The following is a 17,598-nucleotide window of genomic DNA, read 5'->3' on the forward strand; positions in this document are numbered from 1 at the left end:
GCCGCGCTTGTACCGATGGGCGCGAATTGGTAGCAGTTATGCAAAGAACCACGCCCTCAAAGGACCCTCCATGACCGATCAGCTTCAACGTGCGGACATCCTGACAATCCAGCGCATCCTGCCGCACCGCTACCCCTTCCTGCTGGTCGACAAGGTCGAAGAAATCGACGGCACGTCCTCTGCCGTGGGCTATAAAAACGTGACCATGAACGAGCCGCATTTTCAGGGGCACTTCCCCGGCAGCCCCATCATGCCCGGCGTCACCATCGTCGAGGCGATGGCCCAGACCGCCGGCGTGATGATCGGCGTGGCCCTGGATCAGCTGGACACCAACATGCTGATTTATTTCATGTCGATCGATAACTGCAAATTCCGCCGCAAGGTGATCCCCGGCGACGTCTTGCGCATGGACGTCAAGACCGTGCGCGGCAAGCCCGGCGGCAAGATCTGGAAATTCTCGGGCGTGGCGACGGTCGAGGGTGAGATGGCGGCGGAGGCGGAATTCATGGCGATGCTTGATCTGCCCAAGGGGGACGGCTGATGGCCATTCACCCCAGCGCCGTCGTCGAGGAAGGCGCGCAGATTGATCCCACGGCGACCGTCGGCCCGTTCTGCGTGGTCGGCCCAGAGGTCACGCTCGCCGCAGGGGTCGAGCTGAAATCCCACGTGGTTGTCACCGGCAAGACGACCGTGGGCGCGGATACCGTGATCTTTTCCTTCGCCGTCATCGGTGAGATTCCGCAGGATCTGAAATTCAAGGGCGAGGCCAGCCGCCTCGAGATCGGGGAGCGTAACCGCATCCGCGAGCATGTGACCATGAACTGCGGCACCGAAGGCGGGGGCGGCGTGACCCGCGTGGGCAACGACGGTCTGTTCATGGCCGGCTGTCATATCGCGCATGACGCGCAGGTGGGCAACAATGTGATCGTGGTGAACAACGCGGCCGTCGCGGGGCATTGCGTGATCGAGGATCAGGTTATCATCGGCGGTCTGTCGGGCATCCATCAGTGGGTGCGCATCGGGCGTGGTGCGATCATCGGCGCGGTTACCATGGTGACCAACGACGTGATCCCCTACGGGCTGGTGCAGGCGCCGCGCGGGCATCTTGACGGGCTCAACCTTGTGGGGCTCAAACGTCGGGGCGTGGCGCGCAGCGACATCACCGCTCTGCGCGCGGCGTTTCAGATGCTGGCACAGGGCGAGGGGACATTCCACGACCGGGCCGAACGGTTGGGCGCCGAGACCGAGAGCGACTACGTGCGCGAGATCGTCGATTTTGTGCTGGCCGACACCGGTCGCCATTTCCTGACGCCGAAATGACGCTGGCGTTGATCGCCGGACGCGGGGATCTGCCCGCCGCCGTGCACCGCGCCGCGGGCGGGGCGGTGGTGTGCGGCTACGAGGGCGTCACGCTGTCGGGGCTGACGGCCGATCTGACCTTTCGGCTTGAGACTTTGGGCACGCTGCTGGTGCAGCTGGGCGAGCGCGGGGTGACGGAGGTCTGCTTTGCCGGGGGGATCGACCGCCCGACGCTCGATCCGACGAAGCTCGACGCAGAGACCGCGCCGCTGGTGCCGCTTTTCATGGAGGGGCTGAAAAAGGGCGACGACGGCGCGCTTGGCGTGGTGGTGGATCTGTTCGAGCGGACGGGGTTCACCGTGCGCGGCGCGCATGAGATCGCGCCCGATCTGCTGGCGGAGGGCGGGGTCTACGGGCAGGTCTGGCCCGATGCGCAGATGCGCGGCACGGCGACGCTCGCCGCGGCCCATCTCCTCAAGCTGTCGCCACAAGATATCGGGCAGGCCTGTGTTGTGGGACGCCACGGCGTGATCGCGATGGAGGATGCGGACGGTACGGATGCGATGCTGGCGCGGGTCGCGGCGCAGGGGCAGGATGCGATCCTGTTCAAAGGGCCCAAGGCGCAGCAAAGCCGCCTGGTCGATCTGCCGACGGTGGGCCCCGCGACATTCGAGGCGGCGGCAAGGGCAGGCTTGCGCGGTGTGGTGGTGGACGCGGGCGACGTAATCGTGCTGGACGCACCCGCCTGCACGGCGGCGGCGGATGCCCACGGCCTCGTGTTCTGGGCACGCACCGGGGAATGAGCGCGCCGCCGCGCGTCTTCATCCTTGCCGGGGAGCCGTCGGGCGACAAGTTGGGCGGCGCGCTGATGGCGGGGCTGAAGGCGCTGTCACCGGGTGTCACCTTCGAGGGGATCGGCGGGGCGCAGATGCAGGCCGAAGGGCTGCATAGCCTCTTTGACATGGCTGAGCTGAGTGTGATGGGTCTGGCAGAGATCCTGCCGAAGTATTTTCACCTCAAACGCCGCATTGCCGAGACCGCTCAGGCGGTGATCGCAATGCGCCCCGACGTGCTGATCACCATCGACAGCCCAGATTTTTCCCTGCGGGTGGCCAAGCTGGTGAAGGCGCGCAGCAACATCCGCACCGTGCACTACGTGGCGCCCTCGGTCTGGGCCTGGCGCTCGGGGCGCGCGGCCAAGATGGCGCGGCACGTCGATCAGGTCTTGGCCCTGTTGCCGTTCGAGCCGCCCTATATGGAAGCCGCTGGCATGCGCTGCGATTTTGTGGGGCATCCGGTTGTCTCAGAACCCGTGGCGAGCGATGCGGAGGCAGCGGCGTTTCGCGCGGCGCATGGCCTTGGTGCGGCCCCAATTCTGCTGGTCCTGCCCGGCTCGCGCGGATCGGAGATTGCGCGGCTTGGCGCCCCGTTCGGGCAGAGCGTGGCGCGCATGGTGGCGGCGCGGCCGGAGGTGCGGATCGTGGTGCCCGCCGCCGCCCCCGTCGCGGGGGCGGTGAAGGATCTGGTTGCGGGGTGGCCGGGGGATCCGGTGGTATTGGACCCGCGTGAGGGGAGCTATGCCGAGGCGATGACGCTGAAACGCGCGGCGTTTCGCGCGGCGGATGTGGCGCTGGCGGCGTCCGGCACCGTGTCGTTGGAACTGGCGGCGGCGGGCACGCCCATGGTGATCGCCTACGACATGGCGCCGCTGAGCCGCGCGATCATCTCGCGCATGGTGCGGGTGGATACGGTGACGCTGGTGAACCTCGTCGCCGAAAGCCGCACGGTGCCGGAATTCATCGGCAAGCGCTGCCGCGCGGATCTGATCGCGCCCGCGATCCTGCGGGTTTTGGAGGCGCCGGATGCGCAGCACGCGGCCATGGCGCTGACGATGCAACGTCTGGGGCAGGGAGGCGAGGCGCCGGGTCTGCGGGCTGCGCGCGCGGTGCTGGACGGGTTTCTCTGACGGGCCTCGTATCGCTCAAAAGCTGATTGAGGGTGCCTGAGGCAGGTGCGGGATTTAGGTATTTGGGAAAGGGTGCAGGGGCATGCGGCGCGCCCCTTCAGCCCCGGTGGATCCAGCCGCCGCCGAAGATCCGGCTGCTGTCGGGATCGTAGAACACGCAGGCCTGCCCGGGGCTGACGCCTTCTTCGGGGGAGAGAAGCTCGACCTCGGCGGTGGTGTCGGTGAGCGGGCGCAGGATCGCCTCTGCCGGGGGCGGGTCGATCGCACGCGTACGGTGATGGGCCATTCGTCCCTTGAGGTGAGGGGGGCATCGCCGAGCCAGTTCACCTCTTTGACAGGCACGGTGCGGGTGGCGAGCATGCTCTTGGGGCCGACGACGACTTCGCGGCGGTCCGCATCGAGTTTGACCACGTAGAGCGGGGTGCTGAGACCGCCGATCCCAAGCCCGCGGCGTTGCCCGATGGTATAGTTTATCACGCCGTCGTGGCTGGCCAGCACGCGGCCCTCGGTATCAACGATGTTGCCCGGTGCGTCCGCTTCGGGGCGCAGTTTGCGGATCACCGACGCGTAATCGCCGTCGGGAACAAAGCAGATGTCCTGGCTATCGGGTTTGTTGGCCACGCGCAGCCCGTAGCGTTCGGCGAGCGCACGCGTCGCTTCCTTGGACGGCAGGTGGCCGAGGGGGAAGCGCAGAAAGTCAAGCTGCTCCGGCGTGGTGGAGAAGAGGAAATAGCTTTGATCCTTTGCCGGGTTGGCGGCGCAGTGCAGCTCTGGCCCCGCGCTGCCCATCTTGCGCTGGATGTAGTGACCGGTGGCCATGCAATCGGCGTCCAGATCCTTTGCCGTCTCAAGCAGATCCTTGAATTTGACCCGTTCGTTGCAGCGAATGCAGGGCACGGGTGTTGCCCCGCCCAGATAGCTGTCGGCGAATTCGTCGATCACCGCGTCTTTGAACACGTTTTCGTAGTCGAGCACGTAATGGGGAAACCCCATATCCTCCGCCACGCGGCGCGCGTCGTGGATGTCGATACCCGCACAGCACGCGCCCTTTTTCGCCAGCGCCGCGCCGTGGTCGTAAAGCTGCAGCGTCACGCCCACCACTTCATAGCCTTCCTCGGCCAGCATCGCGGCCACGACCGAGCTGTCGACGCCGCCGGACATGGCGACGACGACGCGCGTGTCTTTGGGCGCTTTGGCAAAGCCAAGCGAATTGAGCGGTGCCGCGGTATCGAGCGCCATGGGATACATCCTAATCGTAAGGTTATCTGCGGAATATAGGAAAATGCGAAACACTCACAAGGGGGCGTTTCATCCTGCGTTAAACGCTTTTGCCGCACGAAGGGGCGGTAGAGTGAGCAGTAGGTAAATCATGTATCTCAAAAAAGTTGATGGTCCGCGCGCCGTGACCCTTGCGGACGGCAGTGTGATGACGGTGGCGGATCTGCCGCCCGGCAACACGCGGCGTTGGGTCGCCTCACGCAAGGCGGCGGTGGTGCGCGGGGTGGTGTACGGTCTGATCAGCAAGGGCGACGCGCTGCAACGCTACGGGCTGAGCGATGACGAGTTCATTTCGTGGGTCCGGGCGGTTTCGACCCATGGGGAGGTTGCGTTGAAGACGACCCAGACACAAAAGTATCGACAACTTTAAGTTGTTGTTGCACTATTAAACCTGAATTTACGTGTGATTAACCTTTTTTGTTCACGATCTAGGTATTGATCGACCCCCGTTCCCTGCCGGAGATGAACCAGATGCGCGTTCTTTTAGTTGAAGATGATCCCACGACCTCCAAAAGTATCGAGTTGATGCTGACCCATGCCAATTTGAATGTCTATGCCACCGACCTTGGCGAGGAAGGGATCGATCTGGCAAAGCTGTATGATTATGACATCATCCTGCTGGATCTTGATCTGCCGGATATGAACGGGCACGAGGTGTTGCGCCAACTGCGGCTGAGCCGGATTTCCACCCCGATCCTGATCCTCACAGGCGCCGACGATACCGAGAACAAGATCAAGGGATTCGGATTTGGCGCCGATGATTATCTGACCAAACCCTTCCACCGGGAGGAATTGGTGGCACGGATTCATGCGATTATCCGGCGGTCCAAGGGTCATTCGCAGTCGGTCATCGAAACGGGCGAAATCTCGGTCAATCTGGATGCAAAGACGGTCAGCGTGAACAGCAAGCCGGTGCACCTGACGGGCAAGGAATATCAGATGCTTGAGCTGTTGAGTCTTCGCAAGGGCACGACCCTGACCAAGGAGATGTTTCTGAACCATCTGTATGGCGGGATGGACGAGCCGGAGCTCAAAATCATCGACGTCTTCATTTGCAAGCTGCGCAAGAAACTCAGCACGGCCACCGACGGCTCGAACTACATCGAGACGGTTTGGGGACGGGGCTACGTTCTGCGCGATCCGGAGCCGAGCAATCTGGAGATTGCGGCGACGGCGTAAACGCCGGTGCATATCCACTAGACCTGCAATGGACCGCGCCCTATCTACCGGGGCGCGGACTATAAAAGGGGGCACGTGTGGGGGATCGGGAGCGGGTGGCGGACATCGCCGTGCAGGATCTGGACCGGACGCAGGCACAAAGCGAGCTTGCCCGGCTTGCAGATGTGCTGCGCGGGGCAAATACCGCCTACCACGGCAACGACGCGCCAAGCCTGACAGACGCCGAATATGATGCGCTCAAACGGCGCAATGCGGCGATCGAAGCGCGGTTTGCAGATCTCAAACGCAGCGATAGCCCAAGCGAGCAGGTGGGCGCGGCGCCCGCGGCCGGTTTTGGGAAGATCACGCATAGTGTCCCGATGCTGTCGCTTTCCAACGCGTTTGACGACGCGGATGTGGCCGAGTTTGTCGGCAGCGTGCGCAAATACCTTGGCCTGTCCGACGATGCGCCCTTACCCTTTACTGCGGAGCCCAAGATCGACGGTCTGTCGCTTTCGCTGCGCTATGAAAACGGCGATCTGATTCAGGCGGCGACCCGAGGTGACGGTCGTGTGGGTGAGAATGTCACCGCGAATGCGCGCACGGTCACGGATATTCCCAACCGGATCGAGAACGCGCCCGCGCTTCTGGAGGTCCGTGGAGAAATCTACATGAGCCAAGCGGATTTTGCGGCGCTGAATTACCGGCAGCAGGAAGCGGGTGGCAAAACGTTTGCCAATCCGCGCAACGCTGCGGCAGGCTCCCTGCGCCAGCTTGATGCCGAGATCACGCGCGCGCGTCCGCTGCGCTTTTTTGCCTATGCCTGGGGCAGCCTGTCGACCCCGCTGGCGGAGGGGCAATTCGCCGCCATCGAACGGCTCGCCGCGTTTGGGTTCAGCACCAATCCCCTCACGCGTCTGTGCACTGGCAGCGCGGAGATGATCGACCATTACCGCAAGATCGAAAGCCAGCGCGCGACGCTGGGCTATGATATCGACGGGGTGGTCTACAAGGTCGATGATCTTGCGCTGCAAGAGCGGCTCGGATTCCGGTCGACCACACCGAGATGGGCGATGGCCCATAAATTCCCCGCCGAACTGGCGTGGACCACGCTTGAGGGGATCGACATTCAGGTGGGCCGCACCGGCGCGCTCAGCCCGGTTGCGCGTCTGTCGCCGGTGACGGTGGGCGGCGTAGTCGTCTCGAACGCGACGCTGCACAATGAGGATTACATCAAGGGGCTCGACAGCAAAGGCGAGGTGATCCGCGACGGAAAGGACATTCGCGTCGGCGACTGGGTGCAGGTCTACCGCGCGGGAGACGTGATTCCGAAAGTCGCGGATGTGGATCTGGCGAAACGCGCGCCGGACGCGCCGGAGTTTCAATTTCCCGAAATCTGTCCCGAATGCGGCAGCGATGCGCTGCGCGAGCCGGGCGATGCGGTGCGGCGTTGCACGGGCGGTTTGATCTGCCCGGCGCAGGCCGTCGAGAAACTCAAGCATTTTGTCTCACGCGCGGCGTTCGACATCGACGGGCTGGGCGCCAAACAGGTTGAACAGTTCTACGCCGACGGGTGGATCAAGGAGCCCGCCGATATCTTCCGCCTTGAACAGAGCTACGGCAGCGGACTGCAGCAGCTGAAAAACCGCGAAGGATGGGGAGAGAAGTCCGCCACGGCGCTGTTTGCGGCGATCGAGGACAGGCGCGAGATCGCGCTGGGTCGGCTGATCTTTGGCCTAGGTATCCGCCACGTGGGCGAGGCCGCGTCGAACCTGCTCGCGCGGCACTACGGCAGCTGGGACGCGTTGCACACCGCTGTTACGGCTGCCGCCGAGCAGGAGGGGCCTGAATGGGAGGACCTTCTGGGCATCGACGGGGTGGGCGCGGTCATGGCGGGATCGTTCGTGAGCGCCTTTGCACAGGAGGCGGAGCGCGCCTCGATCGACCGGCTGGCGGATGAGCTGCGCGTACAGGATGCCGCGGCACCGCCCACCGACAGCTCGCCCGTGGCGGGCAAAACGGTGGTGTTTACCGGCACGCTTGAGCGGATGACCCGCGCCGAGGCCAAGGCGCGGGCGGAGCGGTTGGGCGCCAAGGTCTCGGGCTCTGTCAGTGCAAAGACGGATATTCTTGTGGCCGGGCCGGGGGCAGGTTCAAAGGCGAAAAAGGCGGCCGATTTGGGGGTTGAAACGCTCGATGAGGACGCCTGGCTCGCGCTGATCGAGGGCGCATGAGCACGCGCCCCGAGCCCCTTTTTCCGCTGTTCGCCAAACTAGAGACGCTGGAAGGGGTCGGCCCGAAGACGGCGCAGCATTTTGCGGGTCTTGGCGTGGTGACACCGCGCGACCTGCTGTTCACGCTGCCGCAATCGGGCATCGACCGGCGGCTGCGCGACACGGTCAAGGACGCGGCGCTGCCCGATACGCTGACGGTCGCGGTCACCATTGGCCGCCATACGGAGCCGCGCACCAAGGGCGGGGCCTACCGTATTCACGTCGAGGACGCGCAGACCTCGTTTCAGCTGGTGTTCTTCCACGCGCGCGGGGATTTCTGGAAACGCCAGCTGCCCGAGGGCAGTCGCCGGATCGTCTCGGGCCGGGTGGAGCTTTTTGACGGGATCGCGCAGATGGTACACCCCGATTTTGCGCTCCCCGAAGCGCAGGCGGGCGATATTCCCGCGTTCGAGCCGGTGTACCCGCTGACCCACGGGATCACGCAAAAATTGATGTGGAAGGCCACGCGCGCGGCCTTGACCCGTGTGCCGGTGGTAGAGGAATGGATCGATCCGGGGCAGGTGGCCAAAGCAGGCTGGCCCGCCTTTGGCGACGCGCTTGAGGCCGCGCACACCCCGTCGGCGCTGTCGCAGATCACCGCGACGGATCCCGCGCGGGAGCGGCTCGCCTACGACGAGCTTTTTGCCCATCAGATCACCCTCGCGTTGGCGCGGCAGGTGGAGCGGCGCAAACCGGGCCGCGCGGCGGTCAGCGACGGGCGGTTGCAAGGCCGTGTGTTGGCGGGCTTGCCCTATGAGCCGACGGGTGCCCAGACGCGCGCGGTGCGTGAAATCACGGCCGATATGGCGTCGGACCGGCGCATGAACCGCTTGCTGCAGGGGGATGTGGGCGCGGGCAAGACGCTGGTGGCGTTCATGGCCTTGCTGGCGGCGGTGGAGGCCGGCGGGCAGGGGGTTCTGATGGCGCCCACGGAAATCCTTGCGCGCCAGCACCTTGCCGGGTTGCAGCCCCTGGCCGAAACCGCGGGCGTGGTGCTGGAGATCCTGACGGGTCGCGACAAGGGGGCGGAGCGTGCCGCCAAGCTCGCGGCGTTGGCGCGTGGCGATATCCAGATCCTCTGCGGCACCCACGCGGTCTTTCAGGAATCGGTGGTTTTTCACGATCTGCGGCTGGCGGTGGTGGATGAGCAGCACCGTTTTGGCGTGCGCCAGCGGCTGGAGCTGGGGCGCAAGGGGCGGCTGGCGGATGTGCTGGTGATGACGGCCACACCGATCCCGCGCAGTCTTGCGCTGGCGCAATACGGCGATATGGACGTCAGCGTGCTGGACGAAAAACCGCCCGGGCGCAAACCGATCCAGACGGTTGTGATTAGTACCGAACGCTACGATCAGGTCGTCGACCGGCTGCGCGCGGCGATGGCCGAGGGGCGGCAATGCTATTGGGTCTGCCCGCTGGTCGAGGAAAGCGAGGTCAGCGATCTGACCTCCGCCGAGGAGCGCTTCAAACGTTTGCGCGCGACCCTGGGCGAGGGGCGCGTGGGGCTGGTACACGGCCAGATGCCCCCTGCCGACAAGGATGCGGCGATGGCGGCGTTTCAGCGGGGCGATACGCAGCTGCTGGTGGCGACCACGGTGATTGAGGTCGGCGTCGATGTACCAAACGCCTCGATCATGGTGATCGAGCGGGCCGAAAGCTTTGGTCTGGCGCAATTGCACCAATTGCGTGGCCGGGTGGGGCGCGGTTCTGCCGCGTCGAGCTGCCTGTTGATGTACCAGCCGCCGCTTTCAGAGACCGGTGCAAAGCGGCTGGAGGTATTGCGCGAAAGCGAGGACGGTTTTGTCATCGCCGAAACGGATCTGACCATGCGCGGCACCGGCGATCTGATCGGCACGGCACAATCGGGCATTCCGCGCTTTCGCGTGGCCGATCTGGAGCGGCAGGCGGCCCTGATGGCCGTCGCGCAATCGGACGCGCGCAAACTGCTGCACGACGATCCCGGTCTCAACACCCCGCGCGGCCGCGCGGTGCGCCTGTTGCTGTGGCTTATGCGGCAGGATGAGGCGATCCGTTTGATTTCAGTCGGTTAATCCCATCTGTTCCAAAAAGTTCACAAATGTTCCCAAAAAGTTCTTTACGAATGGTTAAGGATATGAGAACAAAGAGGCAACAGGAATGAGGAGACACAGAATGACAACCTACCGCACTCTCAAAGCCATTGCCGCCCGGTCCCAGCACACAATCGTGCAGGATGCGTTCGGTGCCGCGGCCTTGGTGGTGATGTTGGTTGCCGGTCTGCATCTTCCCGGTCTTGTCTGATTTTCTGCCTGCGCTCTCACGCTAGGGGGTCGTTCTTTTTGCACTTGTCCCAAATTGGTGCGCGGCATCCGGTTCTGCCTGTCCGGGATGCCACAGGGGTTTGCCGCCCCGGAACGGTCCTTTAGGTCCCACGTGAGCAACGCTATACCTTGCGCCGCCCTTCGAACGAAGGTGCGGCGCTTTTTTTACGCGCTCTCGGTCTGCGCGGCGGCCATGGCTTCGGCCATCGCTTCGATGCTCAGCAGGATCGAGGCGTGGCGGTTCTTGTATTCCACAGCGGGGCTGAGCACTTCGAACCCGTCAAAAGGCGCGTCAGGCACGCCGCCCTTGCCCTTGAGCATCGCCTTGAGCTGATCGCGCCCGCGCTGCACTGTCTCAAGCGTGGCGCCCTCGGCCCCCGCCGCCGTCACCGCGGCCGCCGCCTGTCCCAGTGCACAGGCTTTGACGTCCTGGCCAAGCGCACTCAGCCTTCCGTCGGTCACGGCCACATCCACCGTCACGCTGGAGCCACACAGCGGCGAGCGGCGCGTGACGCTGGCATCGGGCGCGTCGAGCCGCCCCAGGTGCGGGATATCGGCGGCAAGTGCCAGAATGCGGGTCGAATAGAGCTTGATCAGGTCACTGTCGGACATCGCGGGTTTTCCTTCGTCTCACAGCCCCTTACATAGACCCCGCGCACGCCCGCGCAAACCCCCGAGAGGTGAGACAAAAGCACCATGCCGTTTGATCCCGAGAGCTTGAAATACAATGACGCCGGCCTGATCCCCGCGATTGCCCAGGATCATGCTACCGGCGAGGTGCTGATGATGGCGTGGATGAACGCGACAAGCCTCGCGCGCACGCTTGAGACAGGTCAGGTCACCTATTGGAGCCGCTCGCGGCAGGAATTCTGGGCCAAGGGCGCGACGTCGGGCCATGTGCAGACGCTGCGCGAGATGCGCGTGGATTGCGACCGTGATTGCCTTTTGATGCAGGTCGAACAGGTCGGCGCGGCGTGCCACACTGGGCGGCGCAGCTGTTTCTACACGGTTGTGGATGCTGACGGGGAGCGCATTACCGACTAAAGGCCCACGCGCGCCCGAATGTCCTGCGGCGTCTCGCCCGCGTCGCGGTAGAGCGCGATGGCGCGCGCATCGTCGCGTTTTGCCAGCCGCTTGCCGTGCTCGTCGCGGGTCAGGCGGTGGTGGTGATAGCGCGGGGTGGGCAGATCCAGCAAACGTTGCAGCAGCACGTGGATCGCCGTGGCTTCGAACAGGTCCAGGCCCCTGACGACATGGGTGATCCCTTGAGCGGCATCGTCGAGCGTGACCGACAGGTGATACGACGTGCCCATCTCGCGCCGCGCCAGCACGATGTCTCCGACCTCGGCGATCATCTGCGCGGGCATGGTTGTGATCTGTCCGGTCTGGCCGACCCCTTCCTCGGTAAATGTGAGCGCCGTGGTGCAGGCCCGCGCCATGTCGAGCCGCAGCACCGCATCCCGTGGCCGGAGCCCGTTGCGGTCAGCGCCCCGGCAGGTACCGGGATAGATCACGCCATCCGGACCAAGCAGCGGCGCCCCTTCCTGCGGGGCGCTGGCGGCGGCGGCGATGTCGCGGCGGGTGCAGGTGCAGGGATAGAGCATGCCGGCCGCCCACAGCCGGTCGAGCGCGGCGTCGTAGGCCGCCTGCCGATCCGACTGGCGCATCACGGGGTGCGGCCAGTCGAGCCCGAGCCAGCGCAAATCGTCGGTGATCTGCGCCTCCCACTCGGGGCGCGCGCGCGAGCGGTCGATATCCTCTATTCGCAACAGGAATGTCCCCCCCGCCGCCTGCGCCAGATCAAACGCCAGCAGCGCCGAATAGGCGTGGCCCAGATGCAGGGGGCCTGTCGGGGATGGAGCAAATCTGGTGGTAAAGGTCACGCTTTTTCAATGACGTATACGGTAGATTTCATTTTCTTTCCGGGCAGATGTTCGCCGTGCTCGCAAAATTTCAATCGCGCTGCCCCGCAATCGAGCCATTCGTTCAGCCGTGCGGTATTGGCCGGGTCCGCAAGCGTGTGATCGTTGAACGACATTACCAGCAACCCGGCCCTGGGCAGCGCGTGCATAAGGGTATCGAGCGTTGAGATCGGGGCCGCGCCCGCGCCGATCACACCCACGGCCGCGATCAGCGAATAGACCGTCGGGACAGGATCCTCTGCCTCGACCTGCGTGAGGGTGCGGTAGACGTCCTTTTCGCGGGCGCGCGCGATCATCTGCGCAGACAGATCCATACCGTCGATGGTGCGAAATCCCGCAAGCTTGAACGCAAGACCCGCAAGCCCCGTGCCGCAACCGAAATCCAACAGCGGCTCCGCCGGGTCGGGGGCAAAATGGGCCAGCGCCTCGGCGCAGCGACCGGGGGTTGCGTAGCCCTGCGCGCCCACCTCGGCCTCGTAGGTGGCGGCCCATGTATCGTAGACGTCGCGGGTCTCATCGCTTGAACGGGCGGCGTAGACCTTATCGAGGAAAGTGTCTGTCATCCCCCTATAGTAGATGGGTCAATTGCCCTGTCCAGCGTCGAGCCACCCGCGCCAATCAACTTTTGCGCGATCTGTGTAGGCCTTATAGCGGTCCTTGCGGCCCCGGCGCCCGGACTTCAGCCCGTCGACCGGCGGGAAAAGCCCGAAGTTCACGTTCATCGGTTGGAACGTCTTGGCGTCCGCGCCGCCCGAGATATGGGTGATCAGCGCGCCGGTGGCGGTGGTGTCAGGCGGTGTCTCAAGCGTTTCCCCCCGTATTTCAGCCGCGGCCAGACGGCCAGCAAGCAACCCCATGGCCGCCGACTCCACGTAGCCTTCAACCCCGGTGATCTGGCCCGCGAAGCGGATGTGCGGCTTTGATCGCAGGCGCATCTGCCCGTCCAGCAACGTGGGGGAGTTCAGAAAGGTATTGCGGTGGATGCCGCCAAGACGTGCAAAACGCGCGTTCTCAAGACCCGGAATAGACTTGAAAACATCAGCTTGGGCGCCGTACTTCATCTTGGTCTGGAAGCCGACGATATTGTAGAGCGTGCCCAGCTTGTTGTCGCGGCGCAGCTGCACGACGGCGTGCGCCTTGACCTCGGGCTGGTGCGGATTGGTGAGGCCCACGGGCTTCATCGGGCCGTGGCGCAGGGTCTCGCGACCGCGTTCGGCCATGACCTCAATCGGCAGGCAGCCGTCGAAGTACTTGGCGGTCTCGCCCTCGTGGAACTCGGTCTTGTCGGCGGCCAGAAGCGCGTCGATGAAGGTGTCGTATTGCGCCTTGTCCATGGGGCAATTGAGGTAGGCGGTGCGCTCTTCCTCGGTCTCGCCCTTGTCATAGCGGGACTGCATCCACGCCTTGCTCATGTCAATGCTGTCGAAATAGACGATGGGCGCGATGGCGTCGAAAAAGGCGAGCGCGTCGGCGCCGGTTTCCGCCGCAATGGCCTCGCCCAGCGCGCCGGAGGTCAGCGGGCCGGTGGCGATGATCCAATGACCGTCCTCGGGCAGGGCGGTGATCTCCCCGTATTCGACGGTGATGTTGTCATGGGCCATCAGCGCGTCGGTCACGGATTGCGCAAACGGGTCCCGGTCCACGGCCAGTGCGCCGCCGGCGGGCAGGCGGTGCTGCGCTGCGGTCTGCATGATCAGCCCGCCGGCCTCGCGCATTTCCCAATGCAGCAGGCCCACGGCGTTTTGTTCGTGGTCGTCCGAGCGGAAGGAGTTGGAGCAAACCATCTCCCCCAACAGCCCCGTCTGGTGGGCGAAGGTTTCGACCTTGGGGCGCATTTCGTGGATGACGACCTTGATGCCAAGGTTTGCCGCCTGCCAGGCGGCTTCCGATCCGGCCATGCCGCCGCCGATGATGTGCAATGTGTTGTCCATGGCGCGGGGATAGGCGGAACGGCGGGGGCTGACAAGGTGCGGGGTGTCGCAGTGGGGCGCGCACAGGCGCGACGCAATCAATGGGCGCGAACTCTCGCCGAATAGGTCACTCGATGGGCCGGGGGGAGATTTGGGGTCGCCGCTGCGGTAAGATCGATCAGTGAGAGGCTGATCTGGAGGGACCTTCGCGTGCGGCGACCCAAATATCTTGAGGCGCGATGCCTCCGATGTCTTATTTGTGCCTTATTGCTGCCCGAATTGAAAGCGCTGATTTGGCAACAGTCCCGCCGCGTATTGGCAACAGTTGCTTCAAAATACATCACCCGGCCGCTGGAGGCGACCGGGTGATTACGAAAAATTTGACGGAATGTGAGGCAGTTAGGAGGGGCTGAGCACGCGGTCCATCGTCAGGCCCGACGGCACCGAGGCAGGCACACCCAGGCCCGTCTTCCCCGCTGACGGATCGGTGAGGCTGCCCAGAAATGCCATGATCCGGGCGATTTCAGCGTCATCGAGATCAACGTCGGGGATCTCGATCGCTTCAGCGATGGCCATGACCTCGTCGAAATCCTCCATCGCCTGCCAATCGTCGGCGGCAACACCTTCGGGCAGGCGGGCGTTGTCGCGGCTATAGGCGGCAAGGCTTTCAACGGGGCGCAGGTGATGGCGCACCATCGCTTCGAGATCGCTGTAGGCACCGTTGTGGCCATAGGGCGCGGTTTGCGTCACGTTGCGCAGGCTGGGCGTGCGAAAGCGGTACATGTCGTCCGCCACGCCCGACACCATGCCGTGGCCCGTATCGGCATAGGCGGCATGGGCGTTCTTGCCGGGGCCAAGCTGCGGCAGGCCGATGGCATAGAAATTGTGGTCCGTCTGGAAAGGACCCGAGTGGCAGGTGCTGCACCGCGCCTTGCCATAGAAAAGGTCCATCCCCTCAAGCGCTTGCGGGCTCATCGCGTCCTCGCCCGCAAGATAGCGATCAAAGGGGCTGTCGGTGGCGCGGAATTCCGACCCGATAAAGGCCGACAGCGCGGTGCCGATGTCGGTGATATGCAGATCGGTAACGCCCAGATCGGCAAAGCGGTCGCGGTAGGCGGGGATCGCTTCGACCCGTGTGGCCAGCAGCGCCCAGGCGCCATCGGGGCCGGCGATACGTTCATCGGCGACGGCATCCGCGATCTCGTTCTCGCCGGGGTGGCCGGACATCTCGTCGGGCGACAGGATCGGCAGAATGTTCTGTGCCGCAAGCGGAGAGACGACGGGTCGCTCCAGCGTGCGCCCTTCGGGCATGCGGATGCCGTACATGGCGTGGCGGTCGCGCGCGGTGCGCCCGTCGTGGAACATGACCGCGAATTCCTTGGCGCCCAGATTGAACAGGGCGGGGGCGTTGCGCGGGATCCGCGCCTTGGGCGCGTTGCGGGTGGTCGCACGGCGCAGATCGCCCAAGCCTTCGCCGCCTTCCCCGATCGACAGCGACATCCCGTCAGAGGTGCCAAGCGTGGGGTGGTGGCAGGTGGCGCAAGCGATATTCTTGTTGCCCGCAAGGATCGGGTCAAAGAACAGATCGCGGCCAAGACCGATCAGTTCGGGCGGGAATTGGTGGAAATCCGCATCCGTCACCGGATCGGGCAGGGGCCCCGCCAGCGCGGCAGTGCTCATCAACGCGCCCGCAAGCACACTCAAGGGGAATCGGGACATCACGCACTCCTCACGGATTCGTGAACAGACGTATCAAATGCCCCGAATTTTCCACAGGGGAACCTGAGAAAAACAGCGTCCCCTAATTGGAAACAGTCATTGATTCCAATCGGGTGGGCGTTTTTCGATAAAGGCCTGCATGCCCTCTTCCGTATCGCGATGCGCAAGGTTTTCGACCATCACGGCACCGGTATGGGCGTAGGCATCGGCGGTATTCATGGCGAGCTGTTCGTAGAAGGCGCGCTTGCCGATGCGCACGGCCACGCCCAGCTTCCCGGCGATCTGATCGGCCAGCGCGCCGGTTTCTGCCGCGAGGCGGTCAACCGGGACCACACGGTTGACCAGACCCAGCGCCTCGGCGCGGGCAGCGTCGATGAAATCACCGGTCGTCAGCATCTCAAACGCTTTTTTCGGCGCGATGTTGCGGCTGAGCGCGACCATCGGGGTCGAGCAGAAGAGGCCGATATTGACGCCATTGACGCCAAAACGTGTGCCCTCACCGGCCACGGCCATGTCGCAGGTCGCGACCAGCTGGCAACCGGCGGCAGTGGCGATGCCGTGCACCTGCGCAATCACCGGCTGCGGCATCTGCTGAATGCGCGTCATCACTTTGGTGCAGCGCTCGAACAGATCGGCAAAGCCTGCCGCACCGCCATCCGCCGATCGGCGCATCGCCTGCATCTGGCGCAGATCATGGCCCGCGCAGAACGCCTTGCCCGCGCCACCGATGGTAATGACCCGGCAGGCGGGATCCTCGGCAAGCGCGGCGAGCGTCTCGTCAAGGGCGGCGAGCATCTCGTCGCTCAGCGCATTGAGCCGTTCGGGGCTGTTCATCGTCAGATGCCTCACCGCATCCCGCTGCGTCACTTCCAGAATTGCCATCTTGCCCGGCCTCCTTGTTCACGCAACTCTAGGCCACGCAAGACGGAAAGGACAAGTATGCCCACGCCCAAGGAAGTCCTGATGGACGCCCCCGCCATTACCGCGTTCCTGCGGCAGGTGTTCGATCAGGTCGCCGATGATTTTGTCGTCGAGGATGTGCAGCCCATGGCGTGTCGCGTGCGCACACCGATACAGGCGCGCCATTTGCGCCCCGGTGGCACGGTTTCGGGGCCGACGATGTTCGCGCTGGCGGATGTGTCGGCCTATATCGCGACGCTGGCGATGATCGGGCCGCGCGCGCTGGCGGTGACGACGAATTGTTCGATGGATTTCATGCGCAAGCCCGCGTCGGGCGTGGATTTGATTTCAGAGACGCGATTGCTCAAGCTCGGGCGCCAGCTGTCGGTGAGCCATGTGCTGATATATTCCGAAGGGATCGAGGCCCCCGTGGCGCAGGCCACGATGACCTACGCGATCCCGCCGGCGGGCGTTTAGATATTGTATTGATACAAAAAAGGGCAGGGGGTAAGCCCTGCCCAGTCAGAAGAGGTCTGGCGGAACGCCACGGGGAAGTCACGCCCGCCAGAACACCTTGGCCGCCTCTGTATCGGCGGCGTCCGGTGTCAGCCCCACATCCTGCAGCTGCCACGGCTCAAGCGCCTTGAGCGCAAGCCGTGTGCGGCGGCGTGTGGCCCATTTTGTCACGCAGGCCGCGAACTTGACACTGACGACTGCTGCCAGCGGCAGATCCTGCGCACCGTTCAGAAGGGTCAATGCGGTGCTCAGCCGGGTCTCTGCGTGTGTCATGGGAAACTCCTTTGAAATTGTGTTGACACAATATGGCGGTGTTGCCATACAATATTGGTACAATGCAATCACACGCTGATCTACGGA

The 17,598-nt window shown here is 64.2% G+C and carries 19 protein-coding genes; 11 read left to right on the forward strand and 8 right to left on the reverse strand.

All coding sequences use genetic code 11. The features are described 5' to 3' along the window. Nucleotides 1-70: 70 nt before the first annotated feature. Genes fabZ through lpxB form a run of 4 tightly spaced genes read left to right on the forward strand, consistent with a single transcriptional unit; the run spans nt 71 to nt 3,265 of the window. Nucleotides 71-541 carry a 3-hydroxyacyl-ACP dehydratase FabZ gene (fabZ, locus tag KDD17_RS06310; RefSeq protein WP_212705773.1) on the forward strand — a complete coding sequence of 157 codons (471 nt, stop codon included), beginning with the start codon at nt 71-73 and terminating at the stop codon, nt 539-541. Continuing rightward, nucleotides 541-1,320 (forward strand): acyl-ACP--UDP-N-acetylglucosamine O-acyltransferase, encoded by a 780-nt coding sequence (lpxA, locus tag KDD17_RS06315; RefSeq protein WP_431358144.1) that lies wholly within the window; start codon nt 541-543, stop codon nt 1,318-1,320. The genes fabZ and lpxA overlap by 1 nt, the downstream gene beginning before the upstream one ends. Further along, complete coding sequence (locus KDD17_RS06320; RefSeq protein WP_212705774.1) at nt 1,317-2,102, forward strand: LpxI family protein; 786 nt, start codon at nt 1,317-1,319, stop codon at nt 2,100-2,102. Before lpxA ends, KDD17_RS06320 begins: the two co-directional genes overlap by 4 nt. Next, nucleotides 2,099-3,265, forward strand: a complete 1,167-nt coding sequence (gene lpxB / locus KDD17_RS06325) for a lipid-A-disaccharide synthase (protein ID WP_212705775.1) — start codon at nt 2,099-2,101, stop codon at nt 3,263-3,265. The genes KDD17_RS06320 and lpxB overlap by 4 nt, the downstream gene beginning before the upstream one ends. Before the next feature lie 54 nt (nt 3,266-3,319). On the opposite strand, the gene mnmA is transcribed toward lpxB, so the two are convergent. After that, the gene (gene mnmA / locus KDD17_RS06330) at nt 3,320-4,504 is read right to left on the reverse strand and encodes a tRNA 2-thiouridine(34) synthase MnmA (RefSeq protein WP_431358145.1); all 1,185 of its coding nucleotides are present in this window, start codon (nt 4,502-4,504) and stop codon (nt 3,320-3,322) included. 130 nt (nt 4,505-4,634) lie between these two features. On the opposite strand from mnmA, the gene sciP reads away from it, so the two are divergent. From sciP to KDD17_RS19020, 5 genes are all read left to right on the forward strand, one after another. Further along, a complete protein-coding gene (gene sciP / locus KDD17_RS06335; protein WP_212705776.1) occupies nt 4,635-4,913 on the forward strand; it encodes a CtrA inhibitor SciP in 279 nt (92 codons plus the stop codon). 101 nt (nt 4,914-5,014) lie between these two features. Then, nucleotides 5,015-5,722, forward strand: coding sequence for a response regulator transcription factor CtrA (gene ctrA, locus KDD17_RS06340; RefSeq protein WP_212705777.1), 708 nt, complete (start codon nt 5,015-5,017; stop codon nt 5,720-5,722). 77 nt (nt 5,723-5,799) lie between these two features. Further along, entirely contained in the window at nt 5,800-7,935 is a 2,136-nt protein-coding gene (ligA, locus tag KDD17_RS06345; protein WP_254796908.1) for an NAD-dependent DNA ligase LigA, read from the forward strand. Then, nucleotides 7,932-10,022 carry an ATP-dependent DNA helicase RecG gene (gene recG / locus KDD17_RS06350; protein WP_212705778.1) on the forward strand — a complete coding sequence of 697 codons (2,091 nt, stop codon included), beginning with the start codon at nt 7,932-7,934 and terminating at the stop codon, nt 10,020-10,022. The genes ligA and recG overlap by 4 nt, the downstream gene beginning before the upstream one ends. Before the next feature lie 100 nt (nt 10,023-10,122). Then, on the forward strand, nt 10,123-10,251 hold the full coding sequence (locus KDD17_RS19020) for a hypothetical protein (protein ID WP_284438388.1): 129 nt from the start codon (nt 10,123-10,125) through the stop codon (nt 10,249-10,251). A 185-nt stretch (nt 10,252-10,436) separates the two neighbouring features. Here the strand turns inward: KDD17_RS19020 and KDD17_RS06355 are convergent, their stop codons facing one another. After that, entirely contained in the window at nt 10,437-10,883 is a 447-nt protein-coding gene (locus KDD17_RS06355) for an iron-sulfur cluster assembly scaffold protein (RefSeq protein WP_212705779.1), read from the reverse strand. A gap of 84 nt (nt 10,884-10,967) precedes the next feature. Here KDD17_RS06355 and hisI point away from each other — a divergent pair, with 84 nt between their 5' ends. Beyond that, the gene (gene hisI, locus KDD17_RS06360) at nt 10,968-11,315 is read left to right on the forward strand and encodes a phosphoribosyl-AMP cyclohydrolase (protein WP_212705780.1); all 348 of its coding nucleotides are present in this window, start codon (nt 10,968-10,970) and stop codon (nt 11,313-11,315) included. Here hisI and gluQRS read toward each other — a convergent pair. From gluQRS to KDD17_RS06385, 5 genes are all read right to left on the reverse strand, one after another. After that, entirely contained in the window at nt 11,312-12,154 is an 843-nt protein-coding gene (gene gluQRS, locus KDD17_RS06365; RefSeq protein ID WP_212705781.1) for a tRNA glutamyl-Q(34) synthetase GluQRS, read from the reverse strand. The genes hisI and gluQRS overlap by 4 nt on opposite strands. After that, complete coding sequence (locus KDD17_RS06370) at nt 12,151-12,756, reverse strand: class I SAM-dependent DNA methyltransferase (RefSeq protein WP_212705782.1); 606 nt, start codon at nt 12,754-12,756, stop codon at nt 12,151-12,153. The genes gluQRS and KDD17_RS06370 overlap by 4 nt, the downstream gene beginning before the upstream one ends. A gap of 18 nt (nt 12,757-12,774) precedes the next feature. After that, complete coding sequence (gene trmFO, locus KDD17_RS06375; protein WP_212705783.1) at nt 12,775-14,124, reverse strand: methylenetetrahydrofolate--tRNA-(uracil(54)-C(5))-methyltransferase (FADH(2)-oxidizing) TrmFO; 1,350 nt, start codon at nt 14,122-14,124, stop codon at nt 12,775-12,777. A 378-nt stretch (nt 14,125-14,502) separates the two neighbouring features. Next, a complete protein-coding gene (locus KDD17_RS06380) occupies nt 14,503-15,822 on the reverse strand; it encodes a cytochrome-c peroxidase (RefSeq protein ID WP_212705784.1) in 1,320 nt (439 codons plus the stop codon). Nucleotides 15,823-15,918: 96 nt separating this feature from the next. Then, complete coding sequence (locus KDD17_RS06385; protein ID WP_212705785.1) at nt 15,919-16,704, reverse strand: enoyl-CoA hydratase; 786 nt, start codon at nt 16,702-16,704, stop codon at nt 15,919-15,921. A 57-nt stretch (nt 16,705-16,761) separates the two neighbouring features. Here KDD17_RS06385 and KDD17_RS06390 point away from each other — a divergent pair, with 57 nt between their 5' ends. After that, complete coding sequence (locus tag KDD17_RS06390) at nt 16,762-17,199, forward strand: PaaI family thioesterase (RefSeq protein WP_254796909.1); 438 nt, start codon at nt 16,762-16,764, stop codon at nt 17,197-17,199. 78 nt (nt 17,200-17,277) lie between these two features. Here KDD17_RS06390 and KDD17_RS06395 read toward each other — a convergent pair whose 3' ends face one another. Beyond that, complete coding sequence (locus KDD17_RS06395; RefSeq protein WP_212705786.1) at nt 17,278-17,511, reverse strand: DUF1127 domain-containing protein; 234 nt, start codon at nt 17,509-17,511, stop codon at nt 17,278-17,280. Nucleotides 17,512-17,598 lie beyond the last annotated feature (87 nt).

The organism is Sulfitobacter albidus (genome assembly GCF_018200035.1).
GTDB classification, from domain to species: domain Bacteria; phylum Pseudomonadota; class Alphaproteobacteria; order Rhodobacterales; family Rhodobacteraceae; genus Sulfitobacter; species Sulfitobacter albidus.

What these genes read in the sequence shown, in the direction of transcription:
- KDD17_RS06370 (WP_212705782.1), bottom strand. Translation starts at nt 12,756, where the DNA reads ATGACAGACACTTTCCTCGATAAGGTCTACGCCGCCCGTTCAAGCGAT.
- KDD17_RS06380 (WP_212705784.1), bottom strand. Translation starts at nt 15,822, where the DNA reads ATGTCCCGATTCCCCTTGAGTGTGCTTGCGGGCGCGTTGATGAGCACT.
- lpxB (WP_212705775.1), top strand. Translation starts at nt 2,099, where the DNA reads ATGAGCGCGCCGCCGCGCGTCTTCATCCTTGCCGGGGAGCCGTCGGGC.
- KDD17_RS19020 (WP_284438388.1), top strand. Translation starts at nt 10,123, where the DNA reads ATGACAACCTACCGCACTCTCAAAGCCATTGCCGCCCGGTCCCAGCAC.
- lpxA (WP_431358144.1), top strand. Translation starts at nt 541, where the DNA reads ATGGCCATTCACCCCAGCGCCGTCGTCGAGGAAGGCGCGCAGATTGAT.
- KDD17_RS06385 (WP_212705785.1), bottom strand. Translation starts at nt 16,704, where the DNA reads ATGGCAATTCTGGAAGTGACGCAGCGGGATGCGGTGAGGCATCTGACG.
- fabZ (WP_212705773.1), top strand. Translation starts at nt 71, where the DNA reads ATGACCGATCAGCTTCAACGTGCGGACATCCTGACAATCCAGCGCATC.
- sciP (WP_212705776.1), top strand. Translation starts at nt 4,635, where the DNA reads ATGTATCTCAAAAAAGTTGATGGTCCGCGCGCCGTGACCCTTGCGGAC.
- recG (WP_212705778.1), top strand. Translation starts at nt 7,932, where the DNA reads ATGAGCACGCGCCCCGAGCCCCTTTTTCCGCTGTTCGCCAAACTAGAG.
- mnmA (WP_431358145.1), bottom strand. Translation starts at nt 4,504, where the DNA reads ATGGCGCTCGATACCGCGGCACCGCTCAATTCGCTTGGCTTTGCCAAA.
- KDD17_RS06355 (WP_212705779.1), bottom strand. Translation starts at nt 10,883, where the DNA reads ATGTCCGACAGTGACCTGATCAAGCTCTATTCGACCCGCATTCTGGCA.
- KDD17_RS06395 (WP_212705786.1), bottom strand. Translation starts at nt 17,511, where the DNA reads ATGACACACGCAGAGACCCGGCTGAGCACCGCATTGACCCTTCTGAAC.
- KDD17_RS06390 (WP_254796909.1), top strand. Translation starts at nt 16,762, where the DNA reads ATGCCCACGCCCAAGGAAGTCCTGATGGACGCCCCCGCCATTACCGCG.
- ctrA (WP_212705777.1), top strand. Translation starts at nt 5,015, where the DNA reads ATGCGCGTTCTTTTAGTTGAAGATGATCCCACGACCTCCAAAAGTATC.
- hisI (WP_212705780.1), top strand. Translation starts at nt 10,968, where the DNA reads ATGCCGTTTGATCCCGAGAGCTTGAAATACAATGACGCCGGCCTGATC.
- KDD17_RS06320 (WP_212705774.1), top strand. Translation starts at nt 1,317, where the DNA reads ATGACGCTGGCGTTGATCGCCGGACGCGGGGATCTGCCCGCCGCCGTG.
- trmFO (WP_212705783.1), bottom strand. Translation starts at nt 14,124, where the DNA reads ATGGACAACACATTGCACATCATCGGCGGCGGCATGGCCGGATCGGAA.